At 65.7% G+C, this 15378-nt stretch carries 13 protein-coding genes and 1 riboswitch; of the genes, 7 read left to right on the top strand and 6 right to left on the bottom strand.

Annotation, left to right across the window (positions count from 1 at the left end; translation table 11 throughout):
* Positions 1 to 625 (top strand): VIT1/CCC1 transporter family protein (locus tag WAW17_RS02025; protein WP_422331358.1); only part of this gene is annotated, 625 nt, incomplete at its 5' end.
* A gap of 18 nt (positions 626 to 643) precedes the next feature.
* Here the strand turns inward: WAW17_RS02025 and WAW17_RS02030 are convergent.
* The 3 genes from WAW17_RS02030 to WAW17_RS02040 are packed head-to-tail and all read right to left on the bottom strand — an operon-like array spanning position 644 to position 4084.
* Positions 644 to 1528, bottom strand: a complete 885-nt coding sequence (locus WAW17_RS02030; RefSeq protein ID WP_422331359.1) for a universal stress protein — start codon at positions 1526 to 1528, stop codon at positions 644 to 646.
* Between the two features lie 56 nt (positions 1529 to 1584).
* On the bottom strand, positions 1585 to 3138 hold the full coding sequence (locus WAW17_RS02035) for a CHAD domain-containing protein (RefSeq protein WP_422331360.1): 1554 nt from the start codon (positions 3136 to 3138) through the stop codon (positions 1585 to 1587).
* Positions 3139 to 3187: 49 nt separating this feature from the next.
* Entirely contained in the window at positions 3188 to 4084 is an 897-nt protein-coding gene (locus tag WAW17_RS02040) for a pseudouridine synthase (RefSeq protein WP_422331361.1), read from the bottom strand.
* A gap of 140 nt (positions 4085 to 4224) precedes the next feature.
* Here WAW17_RS02040 and WAW17_RS02045 point away from each other — a divergent pair, with 140 nt between their 5' ends.
* Positions 4225 to 6258 (top strand): CocE/NonD family hydrolase, encoded by a 2034-nt coding sequence (locus tag WAW17_RS02045; protein ID WP_422331369.1) that lies wholly within the window; start codon positions 4225 to 4227, stop codon positions 6256 to 6258.
* Between the two features lie 58 nt (positions 6259 to 6316).
* Entirely contained in the window at positions 6317 to 7195 is an 879-nt protein-coding gene (locus WAW17_RS02050; protein WP_422331362.1) for an oxidoreductase, read from the top strand.
* A gap of 27 nt (positions 7196 to 7222) precedes the next feature.
* Here WAW17_RS02050 and WAW17_RS02055 read toward each other — a convergent pair whose 3' ends face one another.
* Both WAW17_RS02055 and WAW17_RS02060 read right to left on the bottom strand, forming a co-directional pair.
* Positions 7223 to 7645 (bottom strand): organic hydroperoxide resistance protein, encoded by a 423-nt coding sequence (locus WAW17_RS02055; RefSeq protein ID WP_422331363.1) that lies wholly within the window; start codon positions 7643 to 7645, stop codon positions 7223 to 7225.
* A 2-nt stretch (positions 7646 to 7647) separates the two neighbouring features.
* Positions 7648 to 8106, bottom strand: coding sequence for a MarR family winged helix-turn-helix transcriptional regulator (locus WAW17_RS02060; protein ID WP_422331364.1), 459 nt, complete (start codon positions 8104 to 8106; stop codon positions 7648 to 7650).
* 68 nt (positions 8107 to 8174) lie between these two features.
* Positions 8175 to 8280: riboswitch (TPP riboswitch) on the top strand.
* Between the two features lie 45 nt (positions 8281 to 8325).
* On the opposite strand from WAW17_RS02060, the gene WAW17_RS02065 reads away from it, so the two are divergent.
* Both WAW17_RS02065 and WAW17_RS02070 read left to right on the top strand, forming a co-directional pair.
* Complete coding sequence (locus WAW17_RS02065) at positions 8326 to 9090, top strand: 3-oxoacyl-ACP reductase (RefSeq protein ID WP_422331365.1); 765 nt, start codon at positions 8326 to 8328, stop codon at positions 9088 to 9090.
* Position 9091: 1 nt separating this feature from the next.
* Positions 9092 to 10393, top strand: coding sequence for an LLM class flavin-dependent oxidoreductase (locus WAW17_RS02070; protein ID WP_422331366.1), 1302 nt, complete (start codon positions 9092 to 9094; stop codon positions 10391 to 10393).
* Here WAW17_RS02070 and WAW17_RS02075 read toward each other — a convergent pair.
* Positions 10390 to 10560 carry a hypothetical protein gene (locus WAW17_RS02075; RefSeq protein WP_422331367.1) on the bottom strand — a complete coding sequence of 57 codons (171 nt, stop codon included), beginning with the start codon at positions 10558 to 10560 and terminating at the stop codon, positions 10390 to 10392. The two genes, WAW17_RS02070 and WAW17_RS02075, sit on opposite strands and share 4 nt — an antisense overlap.
* Before the next feature lie 97 nt (positions 10561 to 10657).
* On the opposite strand from WAW17_RS02075, the gene WAW17_RS02080 reads away from it, so the two are divergent.
* Both WAW17_RS02080 and WAW17_RS02085 read left to right on the top strand, forming a co-directional pair.
* The gene (locus WAW17_RS02080; protein ID WP_422331370.1) at positions 10658 to 12274 is read left to right on the top strand and encodes an FAD-dependent monooxygenase; all 1617 of its coding nucleotides are present in this window, start codon (positions 10658 to 10660) and stop codon (positions 12272 to 12274) included.
* Between the two features lie 256 nt (positions 12275 to 12530).
* Complete coding sequence (locus WAW17_RS02085; protein WP_422331368.1) at positions 12531 to 14951, top strand: ATP-dependent Clp protease ATP-binding subunit; 2421 nt, start codon at positions 12531 to 12533, stop codon at positions 14949 to 14951.
* Positions 14952 to 15378 lie beyond the last annotated feature (427 nt).

Genomic DNA, 15378 nt, shown 5'->3' on the forward strand with positions numbered 1-15378 from the left:
CGACGGAATCGTGTCGACGGCAGGCCTGGTGGTCGGCGTGGCCGCGGCGACTGCAGAAAGGCCGGCGATCTTCACCGCCGGTTTCGCCGGCCTTGCGGCCGGAGCCGTTTCGATGGCGCTCGGCGAATATGTCTCGGTGAGCACTCAGCGTGACACGGAGCGCGCGCTGCTCCACAAGGAACGACAGGAACTCGTCGAGAGTCCCGACGCCGAACTCGAAGAGCTGGCCCAGATGTACGAGCAGAAGGGCCTGCGCAAGGACACCGCCCGCCTCGTCGCGAAGGAACTCACCGAGCACGATGCGTTCGCCGCTCATGTCGACGTCGAGTTGGGCATCGATCCGCACGAACTGACCAACCCATGGCAGGCCGCGGGTTCGTCGGCCCTCTCCTTCACTCTCGGTGCGGTGATCCCGCTGGTCGCGATCCTCCTGCCGCCGGAAAGCCTCCGCATCCCGGTGACCTTCTTCGCGGTGCTGATCGCGCTGGCTCTGACAGGTTCGGTGAGTGCGGCTCTCGGCGGTGCCCGGCGCGGGCGGGCGACGCTGCGGGTGGTGCTCGGCGGTGCTCTCGCGATGATCGTCACCTACGGGATCGGGCAGCTGGTGGGTACGAGCATCGCCTAGCGACGTCAGCGATCAGCGTCAGCCGTTTCGGCAGATCATGACCGGACAGGTGGCGTGGTGCAGGACGTTCTGGCTCGTCGAGCTCATCAGGGCGCCGAGTATCGAACCGTGCCCGTGGCTGCCGACGACGATCAATTGAGCATCCTTGGAATGCCGCAGCATCACGTCGGCGGCGGCGCCCTGTTCGGTGATCTTGGCGATCGACACGTCGGGGTACCGTTCGGACTCGCCCGCCAGTGCCTCGGACAGCAGTGCCGCTTCTTCCTGTTGGACGGCCTCCCAATCGACGAGCATCCCGGTTCCACCGAGACCGAGAGAGGGCGATCCCTGCCAGGTGTGGATGGCACGGATCGGGGCTTCGAAGAACGACGCGAACTCGAAGGCGTGCTCGATTGCCTGCTTACCGGAATCGCTTCCGTCGACTCCCACGATCACGGGTCGACGATCCGGTTCTGTGGCGGCACCACGCAGGACGATCACGGGGCACGGAGCGCGGTTGGCGACGTGTAGTGCGGTGGACCCGAGGAACACGGAGCGGAAGGCACCGGCTCCGGTCGAACCGACTACGACCAGCCGAGCCGCGTCGGCCACTTCCAGTAGGGCGGTGGAGGCCGGACCGGGACTGATGGTGGTCTCGATCTCCAGGTCCGGAAACCTCTTACCGACTGATGCGGTTGCCGCCGCGAGGATGGCTTCGCCGTCCTCGCGCAGCTGGCTGAGGAACTGTGATTCGAGCATGATCGCTGCGGGGCTGTAGAGCGGGCCGTCCTGCGGCAGCGCATGCACCAGCGACAATGTGGCGCCCCATTTCGACGCGACGACGGCGCCCCACATCGCGGCGTTCATCGACGCTTCGGATCCGTCCACGCCGACTACGACTGAATGACTGGCGGGTGTGCTCACGTCCGACTCCCTTCGGTCATGCCCTTACAGGCGCGGTGTCCGAGAAATACACTGCCCTATTTCCGGAGTTTTCGGGCGGCCTTCTTCGCACTCTTCCATTCCGGCTTCATGCGGGTCGCGAGGTGGTCACCGGTGGTCAGTTCTCTGTGAAACAGCATCCCGAGACCGAGGTTCGCCTGCGCGGAGTGTTGTTCCTCGGCCACCATCGAGAGCAGATGCTGCCGCGCGACGACCGCATCCTGATAGTCGCCGAGGACGTCCTGAAAGCCTTTGAATGTGGCGAGTGCGCGGTCGGCGGCGCGCGGGGACAGCTCGCGCGTCGCCTCGATCGTGTAACGCATTCTCTTGGCGCGCTTGCGTGCTCGGTGGGTTAGCTCGTCGCGTTCGGCCCGGGTGGTGGCCTCGGCGGCGTGCTGGACGCGCTTGTCGACGGCATCCGACAACGCACGCAAGGCACGGGCAACGTCCGCCGAGGAGGGTGGGCGGCGTTTCGCCGGCAGGCTTTCGTCGAGTGTGGCGACGAACGCCTCGAGGTCGGACAGCAATGTCAGGTAACGCTCGGAGCCGAGCGCGTGCAGTGCCGCGGGCCTCGCGGTAGCCGCGAGGCCGGAGAAGTATTCGTCGATGCGGGCGCGGACGATCTCGTGGTCGGGCATCTCCGAGATGTCCTCGAGTTCGTCGACGAGCCGGCTCCACTGCACCTCGGTGTCCCGCGCCGTACCGAGACTCTGCCCCAGCCAACGGAGTTCGGTCACGAGGTTGTCCACCACGTCGTCGTCCCCGAGGTGGGAGCCGTAGACCTGCAGCACGCTGCGAATTCTGCGGGCGGCTACCCGCATGTCGTGGACCGATTCCTCGGTGTCCCGGCGAACTCCCATGTCGGCGCGGGTAAGTTCACGGCTCTGGCCGGCGATGTACTGCACGAGCGCCACACGCGGGCCTGGTTTCTTCTTCGACCGGGCAGCGTCGGGCTGGGACCCGCTCGTGCCGAGACGGTCGCCGAGCGCGCGGCTGAGCTTGGAGAAGTGGGCCGACCGGGTGATGTAGGCACCGAGCAGACGCGATTCGACGGCGTCGACCAACTCTCGCCCACCCGTGCCCTGCGCCACTTCGATTTCACGCCAGATGCGTTCGTCGGGACCCGGTGAGCCGTCTGGTACGGCCGCGATCACCATGTCCGAGAAAACGTCCGTCAGTGAGGATCCGGAACTGTCCATCAAACGGTATCGTTCGCGATCCGTGGTGATCAGTGCCACCGGATCGAGTGCGGCTCCGCGGGTGACGCCGGTGAGGAGATCCGCGAATTCATCGGGGATCTCGGCGCCATCCGCATCGGGTGAGAGTTGAAGTTCTGTTCGCGTCTCGGTCCCCGCGGGCAGTTCGAGGTGCCAGCCTGCCTCATCGGCTCCCTCCCTGCGGCGGAGCGTGATTCCCGCATCGAGAAGTCTGAGATCCGCTGTGTCGTAGTACAGCGCGGAGAGCTGGATGGATTCGGGCACCGGCTCGCCTTCGACACCGGGCAGCCCGGACAGAGACGGCATCGGCTGGTCCGGTCCGGCCTCGTACTTCCGTTCGACCTTGTGCAGGGGCTCCGGTGCTGAGGTGTTCATGTCACCATCTTTCCGAATGGGGAGGTGGAGAAGGAGAGGAGAAAGGCTCTTACGGCCACTCGAGGGCGCGGCGGCTCTCGAATCGCCGCAGGCAACCGGATAGCGGGTCGACGAACTCCACCGACCGCGCGAGCAGTCGCAGCGGGGTCGAATAATCATCCGCGGCAACATCAAAGAAGTTCGGGTAGAAGTTGTCGCCGTGGATCGGAATCCCCAGGGAACTCATATGCACCCGCAACTGGTGGGTTTTGCCGGTGCGGGGCCGGAGTCGGTAGCGGGCCGTTTTGCCGCGCACCTCGACCAGTTCGACGAGGCTCTCGCTGTTGACGGCCCCATCGGTCTCGTAGGCCTTCAGGACGCCACGTTCCTTGACGATGCGGCTGCGGACCGTGGTGGGGAGAACGAGAGCGGGATCGAAGCGCGCGAGCGCCTCGTATTCCTTGGTCACCTCCCGCTCGGCGAACAGCGACTGGTAGTTGCGCCGGACGGCGCTGCGGACGGTGAAGAGGAGGACCCCGGCGGTGAGCCGATCCAGGCGGTGAGCGGGCGTCAACTCGGGCAGGTCGAGATCCCGTCGCAACCGGACGAGCGCGGATTCGACGATGTAGGCCCCGCGGGGTGTGCTGGCGAGGAAGTGGGGTTTGTCCACCACGAGGAGGTTGTCGTCGCGGTGCAGGATCTCGATGTCGAAGGGGACGCGTTTCTCGATCGGCGGATCCCGGTAGAGGTACACGAACGTGCGCGGCACGAAGTCGGTGAACTCGGTGATCGGCTGTCCCTCGGCGTCGACCACTTCGCGGGAAGCCACCTTGTCGCGAAGTCGGTGCTCGTCGGCCGGAAACCGGGCGACGAGGTAATCGAGCACCGTCGTCCATATCCCGGAATCGGGCATTCGCAGCCGCGACGGGTTGAGGCCGTCGCGGATGGGAAGCGGGGCGGGGGGCATTCCGTCACGGTAGTCGAAACCTCGGTAACCGGTCGTTGACCAAGCAGTGACACGTTGTTACTATCCGGTAAGTTTGTGACGTGGCCCACGGAAGCTTTGGTGTGGCGCGACATCGGAGGGCTACGGGGGTTCGTGTGAGGTTGCGTCATCGATTTTTCCGGACCGGTGTGCCGGCCATCGCCTGCGCGGTGTCGGTGGGGCTCGCGGTGGTCTCCGGCACCGCGGCCGCCGACCCCACGGGAGGTGTCGCGGGCGCCCAGTGGCAGGCTGCCGTCGACGCGCCGCCGGCGTACCCGGTGATCGCGATCGACTGGGACGTGCCCATCACCATGAGTGATGGAACGGTGTTGAAGGCCAACGTCTATCGGCCGGCGGATGCCTCGGGTACGCCGATCGGCACCAAGATGCCGTCGGTACTCAACATCACCCCGTACACGAAGCTGGTCAGCAATATCGTCGATTCCATGCTCACCGTCCCGAGGCTCGAGAACACCGTCGTGGATCTGGTGAATCAATACAACCTCGCAGGCACTCCCTTCGACGGCATCACCGAAGCCGCGAAAGTGCTTGCCGGCGGCGGCATGCGGGTCTTCTCCGTCAATCGCGATCTCGTGCAGAACGGTTACACACAGGTGGTGGTCGACGCCCGGGGAACCGGATTCTCCCAGGGGGAGTGGCAGGCACTCGGCCCCGTCGAGCAGCAGGACTCCGTCGAGATCATCGACTGGATGAGCAAACAGCCCTGGTCCGACGGCAAGGTCGGCATGGGAGGGGTGTCCTATTCCGGTATCAACTCGCTGCAGGCTGCAGGGCATCAACCGCCCGCGCTGAAGGCGATCTTCCCGACCGAACCCGGCGACGACCTGCTCCGCGACATCGTCGGAACGGGCGGCGGACTCGGCATCGGGTTCATGCCGCTGTGGTTGTCCCTGGTCAACGGGCTCAAGTTCGTGCCGAACATCCAGGATCTGGCCCAGGGGCAGTTCGATAAGCAGTGGCTCGAAGACCGGCTACGAGATCCGCTGACGTTGTTCCCCGCGTTGATCGAGGCGATGACCGCTCCCACGGTGGACGACCTCGACCCAGGCACGCTCCGTGTCGCCCAGGACGGCGAGTTCTACGAGGAACGCCAGTCCCGGGTGGAGAACATTCGGGTGCCGACCATGCTCTACGGCGCGTGGCACGACATCTTTGCCAACAGTGAAACCCGTCTCTACAACAACATTGCACTGCCACCGGGCCAGAAGCAGTTGATCATGAGCGACAACTACCACATCAACTTCGGCGGCGGATTCGGTGAACCCGGGGCGCCCCCGCGGCTGGACGTGCTCGAGCGGGCGTGGTTCGACAAGTGGCTCGGGGGCATCGACAACGGCATCGACCGGTACGGCCCCGTCACCCTGTACCAGCAGGGCAACGGCTGGACCACCACCGATCAATTCCCCAGGGCGGGAGTCGATTACCAGCGAATGTATCTTGCGGGTACGCCGAGCGGCACCGCCGATCACGCGGGGTACGACGGTAGTCTCGTCGCCGGCCGACCGGCCGACGAGGCACGGCTCACCGTCGCGCCCGGACTCCGCGGACTCTGCTCGCGCGACGGCGCGCAGGGCACCGCCGGGTTCACGGTCATCTTCGGATCGGTCTGCAGCAGGGACTCCCGGTTCCAGGAGGCGGAGGGACTCACCTTCAGCAGCGCACCCGTCAGCGCGCCCACCGCACTGTCGGGTCCGATCAACCTCCACCTGGAAACCGTGCTGGACGCTCCCGACGGTTTCTGGGCGGTCACCCTCAACGACGTGGCACCCGACGGCACATCCACCACGCTCACCAACGGTGCCATCACCGCGTCGCTGCGAGCGGTCGACGACGCGAAGAGCGCCAGGTCGGCGAGCGGCGACTACACGGAACCCCACCACTATTTGACGTTGGCGGAACGCAAGCCACTGGTGCCCGGTGAAGTGACAGCCGTGGACATCAACCTGGTGCCCACCGACGCTGTTCTGGCACCGGGCCATCGACTGCGCGTCGACGTGTACGCGGGCAGCATCCCGCGGTACCTGCCGCTCGGACCGATACTGGCCGACAGTCAGTTGAAGCCACAGCACGTCCAGCTGGCGCCGGACCGCCCCAGTTTCCTCAACGTTCCGCTGATCGGCGCGCGAGCGTGGTAAGACCCCGTGTTCGGTCGAGACCGTCTTCGTGGGCACACTCTGTACGTAGGCTGATGTCATGACCAAGTGGAGAGCTTCGGACATCGTTGATCAGACCGGACGCACGTTTGTCGTGACAGGCGCCAACAGTGGGCTGGGGGAGGTGGCCGCCCGCGCCTTGGGAAAGGCGGGCGCACACGTGATACTTGCCTGCCGTGACACCGCGAAGGGTGAGGCGGTGGCGCGGTCGATCGGCGGCAACGCCGAGGTGCGCCGCCTCGATCTCGCCGACCTTGCGTCGGTGCGGGACTTCGCTGCCGGTGTCGAGGCGGTCGACGTGCTGGTGAACAACGCGGGTGTCATGGCGGTACCGCTGCGGAGAACGGCCGACGGATTCGAAATGCAGATCGGCACAAACCATCTGGGACACTTTGCGCTCACCGGCCTGTTGCTGGGCAAGCTCACCGATCGAGTGGCCACGATGTCGAGCATGATGCATCAGCTGGGCACGATTGATCTCGACGACCTCAACTGGGAACGTAGAAAGTACAACCGGTGGCAGGCGTACGGGCAGTCCAAGCTGGCGAATCTGTTGTTCACCTACGAGTTGCAGCGTCGGCTGGCCGCGGCAGGTTCGTCGATCAAGGCCCTTGCGGCCCACCCCGGGTACGCGTCGACCAATCTGCAGGGCCACACCGAGTCGATCCAGGACAAGGTGATGGGGATCGGCAACCGGATCTTCGCGCAGTCGGCCGAAATGGGCGCTCTGCCCATGCTCTACGCGGCCACCGTTCCCGACGCCGTCGGTGGCACGTACGTCGGTCCCGACGGACTGTTCGAGCAGCGCGGCCATCCGAAAGTGGTGGGTTCCAACAAGAAATCACACGACGAGAAGACCGCGGCCGGGCTGTGGGCGCTGTCGGAGAAGCTGACGGGCGTCGAATACGCGTTCGCGTGATCGACACCCGTCAGGGTCTCGGCGCTTCTAGTCTTCGGTGACCTCGAGGGCGACGTCGATGTTGCCGCGAGTCGCGTTGGAGTAGGGGCACACCTGGTGTGCCTTCTCGGTGATCTCGAGTGCTTCCGCACGGGACAGGTGGGGGAGCGAGACCTCGAGGGTGACGGCGAGTCCGAACCCGCCGCCATCGGTCGCGCCGATTCCGACCCGTGCGCCGACGGCCGAATCGGCGACGTTCGCCTTGGCCTGTCGTCCGACCAGCTGGAGGGCGGAGTGGAAGCAGGCGGCGTAGCCCGCGGCGAACAGCTGCTCGGGGTTGGTGCCGTTGCCCGAACCGCCCATTTCGGTGGGGATCGCGAGGTCGAGGTCGAGACGACCGTCGGCGGTGCGGGCGTGGCCGTTGCGGCCTTCGCCGGTTGCCAGGGCTTCAGCGGTGTACACGATGTTCATGGTCACTTCTCTCTGTCTGGATGGGTATCGGTGTGGCTGTGGAGCGATTCGGTGAGTCGGGTCAGGGTGTCTCGCAGGTCGACGAGTTCGTCCACCGCGAGGCCGGTCTTCAGTGCCAGTCGAGCCGGAATGTCCACGGCCCGCTCGCGCAGGGCCGCCCCGCGTTCGGTGAGATGGACAGTCACACGCCGCTCGTCGGCCGACTCCCGCCTGCGTTCGACGAGACCGAGTGACTCGAGCCGTTTGAGCAGCGGTGACAGCGTGCCGGTGTCGAGGTTCAGGGATTCGCAAAGGTCGCGTACGCCGCGACCGTCCTTTTCCCACAGCACCAGCAGCACCAGGTACTGCGGATAGGTCACTCCCAGCGGGTCGAGCATGGACCGATATGCCGCTGTCATCGCGCGCGACGCCGAGTAGAGGGCGAAGCACACCTGGCGGTCGAGGGAGAGGTTGTCGGTCACAGCTGAATAATTGCACACAACTAAGTTGTGCACAATCAGTCCCCTTTGCTGTGAGCGCCTACACTGTGGCCAGTGACACGGGGTGCTGTCCGGAACAAGTGCCGGGCGGCTGAGAACACACCCGTCGAACCTGAACTAGGTAGTGCTAGCGAAGGGATGTCGCGTCGGACGTGTGTGCAGTCACCCGACGTCTCTCGCCGGCCGGGCGAAAGGTGATACATGCAACTCGACAAGCAGATCGTTCTGGTGACCGGCGGCGGACGGGGGCTCGGTGCGTCCATCGTGCGGTCCTTCGCGAGCCAAGGTGCCCGCGTGGTCGTGAACTACCGGAACAGCCGAGACGCCGCCGAAGAACTCGCCTCGACAATCGGTACCGACCGGGCGATCGCACTGCGAGCCGACGTTACCGACTCCGAGCAGGTCTCCGCACTGTTCGCTGCGGCCGAAGGGCATTTCGGTTCCCCGGTCACCACCGTGATCAACAACGCACTCGTGGACTTCTCGTTCAACGGCGACGCCCGCGACAAGGCGGACGTCATCAGCTGGGATTCGTTCGACGCCCAGTTCCGCGGGAGTGTCAAGGCGGCGCTGCACACCACGCAGGCCGCGTTGCCGGGAATGCGGTCGCTCGGGTTCGGGCGCATCGTCAACATCGGGACCAACCTGTTCCAGAACCCGGTGGTCCCATACCACGACTACACTGCCGCCAAGGCCGCCGCGCTGTCGTTGACCCGCACTCTCGCCGCCGATCTCGGCCCCGACGGGATCACGGTGAACATGGTGTCGGGCGGGCTGCTCCGCACCACTGACGCGAGCGCGGCCACTCCGGACGAGGTGTTCGACCTGATCGCGGCGAGCACCCCGCTGCAGCACGTCACCACGCCCGACGAGTTCGCCGATGCCGTGCTGTTCTTCGCATCTCCGTGGTCGCGTGCGGTCACCGGGCAGAATCTGGTGGTCGACGGCGGGCTGGTCAAGGACTGACATGACTGGCGACCCGTCCCGGAAACGACTGCACTTCAACGCGTTTCTCTTCGGTTGCGGCCATCACGGTGCAGCGTGGCGGCACCCGGCGTCCGAGGTGGAGCGGCTCGGCGACATCGGCTACTACGAGGAGTTGGCGGAGACCGCGGAGCGGGGTTGCCTGGATGCGGTGTTCTTCGCCGACGGACATTCGGTTCGCGACGTAGCGGCGGGTTCGGTGTGGTTCCTCGAGCCGTTGACGGCGCTCGCTGCCATGGCGCGCGCCACCGAGCACATCGGACTCGTCACCACGGTGTCCACGACGTTCTACACGCCGTTCCACGCCGCCCGGATGCTCGCCTCACTCGATCACATCAGCGGCGGACGTGCCGGATGGAACGTCGTGACGTCGATGTTCGACGCCGAGGCCCGCAACCACGGACTCGAGAAGATGCCACCGCACGACGAGCGCTACTCGCGTGCCGAAGAGTTCGTCGAGGTCGCGTTGGCCCTGTGGGATTCGTGGCAACCCGATGCACTGATCCTCGATCGTGCGGGGAAGTTCGCGGATCCGGCCAAGGTGAATCCGATCGACCACCGCGGCAAGCACTTTCAGGTGGCGGGGCCGCTGACCGTGCCGCGCTCGCCGCAGGGACGTCCGGTGCTGTTCCAAGCGGGTGCGTCCGAGCAGGGTCGGAACCTTGCCGCCCGCTGCGCTGAGGGCATCTACGCCGTCGCCTACGACCTCGCCGCGGCGCAAAGCTACTACGCGGACGTGAAGCGGCGTATCCGGGCGGCCGGACGCGATCCCGGATCCGTCGCTGTGATGCCGGGCCTGGTCACCTATCTCGGCTCGACGACGGAAGAGGCGCAACGCAAGAAGGCGGAACTCGATGCACTGCTGCCCGTCGAACAGTCATTGGCCCAGTTGTCGACGTATGTGCAGCGGGACTGCAGCGGGTGGGAACTGGATTCGCCGGTGCCCGCGCTCGCGCCCCTCTCGGAGTTCAGCGGGCCGCACGGCCGTTACGACACGATCCTGCGGATCATCGAGAAGGATCAGCCCACGGTGCGGTCGCTCCTCGGAACCCTCGCCGCCGGCGGCGGGCACTGCACCATGATCGGCACTCCGGAGTCGGTCGCCGACGAAATCGAGCAGTGGCTGCGGTGCGGCGGAGCCGACGGCTTCAACCTGATGCCGCCGCTCTACCCGGGCAGCCTGACGGACTTCGTCGACGAGGTGATCCCGCTTCTGCAGAAGCGCGGACTCTTCCGCACCGGCTACGAGACGTCGACGCTGCGGGACCACCTACGGGTCGGTTAGTCGGTGTCGGTGGCGGGGCCTTCGCTGGTCGCGCCGCCCTCGTCGCTCCAGTCCGCGCCGGTGCTCTTGTCGTCCTCGGCCGGATCGGACACGACGTCCTTGTCAGCGCCGCGGGCGCCGCTTCCCGTGCTTGTGGTGGTGGGACCGGACGAGTCTTTTCGTGTCATGTTCCACCGGTTACCCATCTGGCGCGTATTTCAATTTCGGGGGCCGTGCTCGGGCATACTTTCGGAAGGTCGAATCGCTGCTGGTGAGGTGGTGTCTGTGGTGCATCCCGAGGTGTTGGTGGTCGGAGCAGGTCCGGTGGGGTTGACGGCCGCGATCGAACTGCGCCGGCGCGGTGTGTCGTGCCGGATCATCGATCCGCTGCTCGAGCCTCCGCAGTACGCGAAAGCAGTCGGGATACAGCCTCGCACCCTCGAGGTCTTCGAGGGCATGGGTGTGCTCAGGGAGGTCCTCGATGCTGCCATCGCGTTGCGCGGTCAGATCGTGTTCGTCAACGGTGCCGAGGTCGCGCGCCTGGATCTGGCCTTGCCGGCGGACGTGCCCTTCGAGTTCATCGGGATGCCGCAATACGAGACGGAACGCATCCTCACCGAACACCTGGCGTCGCTGGGCACCACGGTGGAACGCGGAATCGAGCTGATCGCCTTCGAGCAGAACGACGAGGGGGTCACCGCGACGCTGTCCGGCGCGGACGGCGAGGAGATGGTGCGGGCGCTGTATCTCGCCGGCTGCGACGGTGCGCACAGCGCGGTCCGCAAGGGTCTCGGCCTTACGTTCGAGGGCGGCGCGTTCGCTGAGCACTACATGCTCGGGGACGTCGAGGTCGACTGGTCGTTGCCGCGGGGCTACGGAATCCGGGCGATGCATCAGACGGACGGCGTGACGGACGATCTCCTGGTCTGCATCCCGCTGCCGGGCCGTCGCAGGTACCGGATGTCGATGTTCGTGCCTGCAGATCTGGAGGGCGGTGGTGGGCCGGCAGCTGACAAGATCGAGCACGGGTTCCAGGCCGGTCCCCGACCCGATCTGTCGCACATCCAGGCTGTTCTGGACCGGCTCGCGCCGGAGCCGACGCGGGCAACGAATCTCCGATGGTCGTCGGTGTTCCGGATCAGCCATCGCATCGTCGACTCGTACGGCCGTGGAAGGGTATTCGTCGCCGGCGACGCCGCACATATCCATCCGCCTACCGGCGCACAGGGTATGAACACCGGCATCCAGGATGCCCACAATCTCGCGTGGAAACTTGCACTTGCGGTAGCGGGCGTCGCATCCCCCGGGTTGCTGGACAGTTATGACGCGGAGCGGCGGCCTGTCGGCGAGGAAGTGGTGGGCCGTACGGTGCGCAGTGCGAGTGAGGGTATCGGGGCGGGGGAGTCGGATCCGGACTTCGTGATTCGCCGGGAGGCTCAACTCCTGATCCGATACGACGGCAGCCCGATCGTGTCGACGCTGAGCGGCACATCGCTCCCCGCGGCGGGCGAGCGGGCTCCGGACGCCCGCGGTCTCACCCGTGATGCTGTTGCGTTCCCGATTCGGCTGTATTCGCTTCTGGGCCGCAGGGACCACACGTTGCTGTTCCATGTGGACGGCTCCGTCGACGCGCGGGGCCTCGAACATCTCGAGACCGTGGCGTCGGCGGCGATCGCGGCGGCGCACGGCCTCCTCGACGTCTATGTCATCGCGTCGCCGGAGGCCGAAGTCGAGGAGACGATTCTGCCCGTGGTGCGCGACGTCGACCGCGAATTCGCCTATGCGTACGGCGGGCACGGACCGGCCGCTTTCGTGGTGCGTCCGGACGGCTACCTCGGTTTCCGGCAGAGTCCGGTCACGGTCGACGACGTCACCGGGTATCTGAAGTCGACGTTTTCGTAAGGACGATCGTGTGCTTTCGGCTCGATCACCACGGGGACGGTTGGCCGAGTGGATATGACAGAGCTCACACTGCGCGACGCTCTGTCCTCTGCAGGCTGAACCTGCAGGTAATCGGGCTTCTGGCGCCGCCGGACGTGCGCGGAAACCGGCTGTGTGCTGGACTCCGGGTCCGCAAAATCGTAACTTCGGGAATTGATCGTCCCATTGGCACGTTAGTTGAGTCAGTAACGCTCAACTTCCTAGAGGAGGCTTCGGAATGCCAGCATTCTTTGGGCCCGAGGGCCCAGGTCGCATCGATATCAGCCGTTTCATGAGTCGCTCGACTCGGGAGCTCATGGCGGCGGCCGCCCGTTTCGCCGCAAGCCGCGGTGATTCGGATCTCGATGCGCTCCACGTTCTGCGCGTCATGGCAGAACAGGACCCCGTCAGGACCCTGATGCAGCGCGCCGGGGCCGACCCCAAGGCCGTCGCCGACGCTGCGGAACTGCGTCTTCCTCACGGCGGGACAGCGGTGGGGTTCGCCGCGCCCGCGCTGAGTGGTGCGCTGAAGACCGCACTGCTCGAGGCCCATCAGCTTGCCCGTGGCCTCGGTTCCACCTACATCGATCCCGAGCACCTGTTCTTGGCCCTCGCGGCCGACCCGGAGCACGTGGCAGGTCGACTGCTGGCGTCCGAGGGCATCACGGGCCAGAGCCTGCAGACCGCTGTCCAGGGTGGTTCTGTCGAGGAGCCGTCGCAGACGGGTACCCCCACGCTCGACAAGTACGGTTTCGACCTCACCGAACGTGCTCGCGGCGGCGGCGTCGACCCGGTCATCGGGCGCGCCGAGGAAATCGAGCAGACCATCGAGATCCTGTCGCGGCGTACCAAGAACAACCCGGTGCTCGTGGGTGAGGCCGGCGTCGGTAAGACCGCGATCGTGGAGGGCCTGGCCCAGCGAATCGTCGACGGCGACGTTCCCGACCGTCTCATCGGCAAGCGCATCGTGCAGTTGGACCTGACCAGCATGGTGTCGGGCACCCGCTACCGCGGTGACTTCGAGGAACGCCTCACCAAGGTGATCGACGAGATCGCCGCGCACAAGGACGAGCTGATCGTCTTCATCGACGAGGTTCACACCATCGCCGGTGCCGGCGGCGGTGCCGAGGGCGCCATGGATGCAGGAAACATCCTCAAGCCCAAGCTTGCTCGCGGTGAACTGCACATCGTCGGTGCCACCACGCTCGACGAGTACCGCAAGCACATCGAGAAGGATCCGGCGCTCGAACGTCGTTTCCAGCCGGTGACGGTGGCCGAACCGAGTGTTCCGGACGCCATCGCGATTCTGTCCGGTCTGCGTGACCGGTACGAGGAGCATCACGGCGTGCGCTACACCGACGAGGCGATCACCGCCGCCGTCGAGTTGTCAGCTCGTTACATCGGCGACCGCTTCCTGCCGGACAAAGCAATCGACCTGATCGATCAGGCCGGTGCGCGATTGCGGCTGCGGACACCGAGCGTCGACACCGAGGCTCTCCGGAAGAAGCTCGACGAACTCGAGCAGCAGAAGGAGCAGGCCGTCGCCGACGAACAGTACGAGAAGGCTTCGGCACTGCGGGACGAGATCACACGTGTTCAGGCGCGAGTGGACGGAACGCCCGTCGCCGAGGACTCGGTGCCCGAGGTGACTGCCGAGCAGATCGCCGAGGTCGTTTCGAGGTCCACCGGCATCCCGGCCAGCCAGATGACCGAGGAAGAGAAGGCGCGTCTGCGTCGGCTCGAAGACGAACTGCATCGTCGCGTCGTCGGCCAGGACGACGCAGTGAAGGCGATCGCCCGGGCGGTGCGTCGTAGCCGGACGGGAATGAACGATCCGGATCGCCCGGTGGGCAGCTTCCTGTTCCTCGGACCGACCGGTGTCGGCAAGACCGAACTCGCGAAGGCCTTGGCCGCCACCCTGTTCGGTGACGAGCACAAGATGGTGCGACTGGACATGAGTGAGTTCGGTGAACGCCATACCGTCAGCCGCCTTGTCGGTGCACCTCCCGGCTACGTCGGCTACGGCGAAGCGGGACAGCTCACCGAACAGGTCCGCCGAAACCCGTATTCGGTGATCCTGCTCGACGAGATCGAGAAGGCACACCCGGATGTGTTCAACACGTTGCTGCAGGTGCTGGACGACGGGCGGCTCACGGACGGTCAGGGACGGACGGTCGACTTCAAGAACACCGTCCTGATCATGACCAGCAACCTGGGATCCGACATCATCTCGAGCAAGTCGGGTGGGCTGGGCTTCGCGACAGGTGACGCCGAGGCCAACGAAAAGCCGCTGCGAGATCGGGTGATGGGACGGCTGCGTGAATCGATGCGGCCGGAGTTCCTGAACCGGATCGACGAGATCGTGATCTTCCGCAAGCTCGACACCGAGCAGTTGCACCGGATCACCGATCTGCTGCTGGACGACAGCCGGAAGCGGTTGCAGTCGAGGGGAATCGAGATCACCTTCAGTGACGCCGCGGTGGACTGGATCGCTGAGCACGGGCACCAGCCCGAGTTCGGGGCCCGGCCGTTGCGCCGTTCGATCCAGCGGGCCGTCGACGATCGGATCTCGGATCTGTTGCTCGACGACGTCCTGGTCGAAGGTGGCAGCGTTGCTGTCGACGTCCACGACGACGCGTTGGATCTCGTAGTCGGCTGACCCACTCGGAAAGGCCGCGGCACAGTTGAACTGTGCCGCGGCCTTTCGTCGTCCGCGGCACAGAGAGGGGATCATCGTCGAGTTGGCAGAGCACATCGGCTGACCAGGAAGGTGTAGAGTCTTGAGACTCGTGGCCAAATCTCATCTGGGATGGGCACTCGGTGGCCAGTTGGCCAAGTGGGTGAGATGGCATTCGGCGGAGGCTGCCGTAGCGGCGGCGTGATCCAGATCGTTCGGGGTGTCTCGATTGACGCCCCGAAAGCAAAATCATCATCGGACGGGTCTCATGCCGAGCTCGGCATAACGGGTCAAACGGCGATCCGCCAGCTCAGACCGATACCGGTGAACGCCCCCTTCGGGACGGTGCCGGTGCGTTCCTCACTGGAACTCCCGTAACTCGGCGATATGATCGGCCCGTGGTCAATCG

It is taken from the genome of Rhodococcus sp. (in: high G+C Gram-positive bacteria), assembly GCF_049286785.1.
In the GTDB taxonomy this organism is placed as follows: domain Bacteria; phylum Actinomycetota; class Actinomycetes; order Mycobacteriales; family Mycobacteriaceae; genus Rhodococcus_F.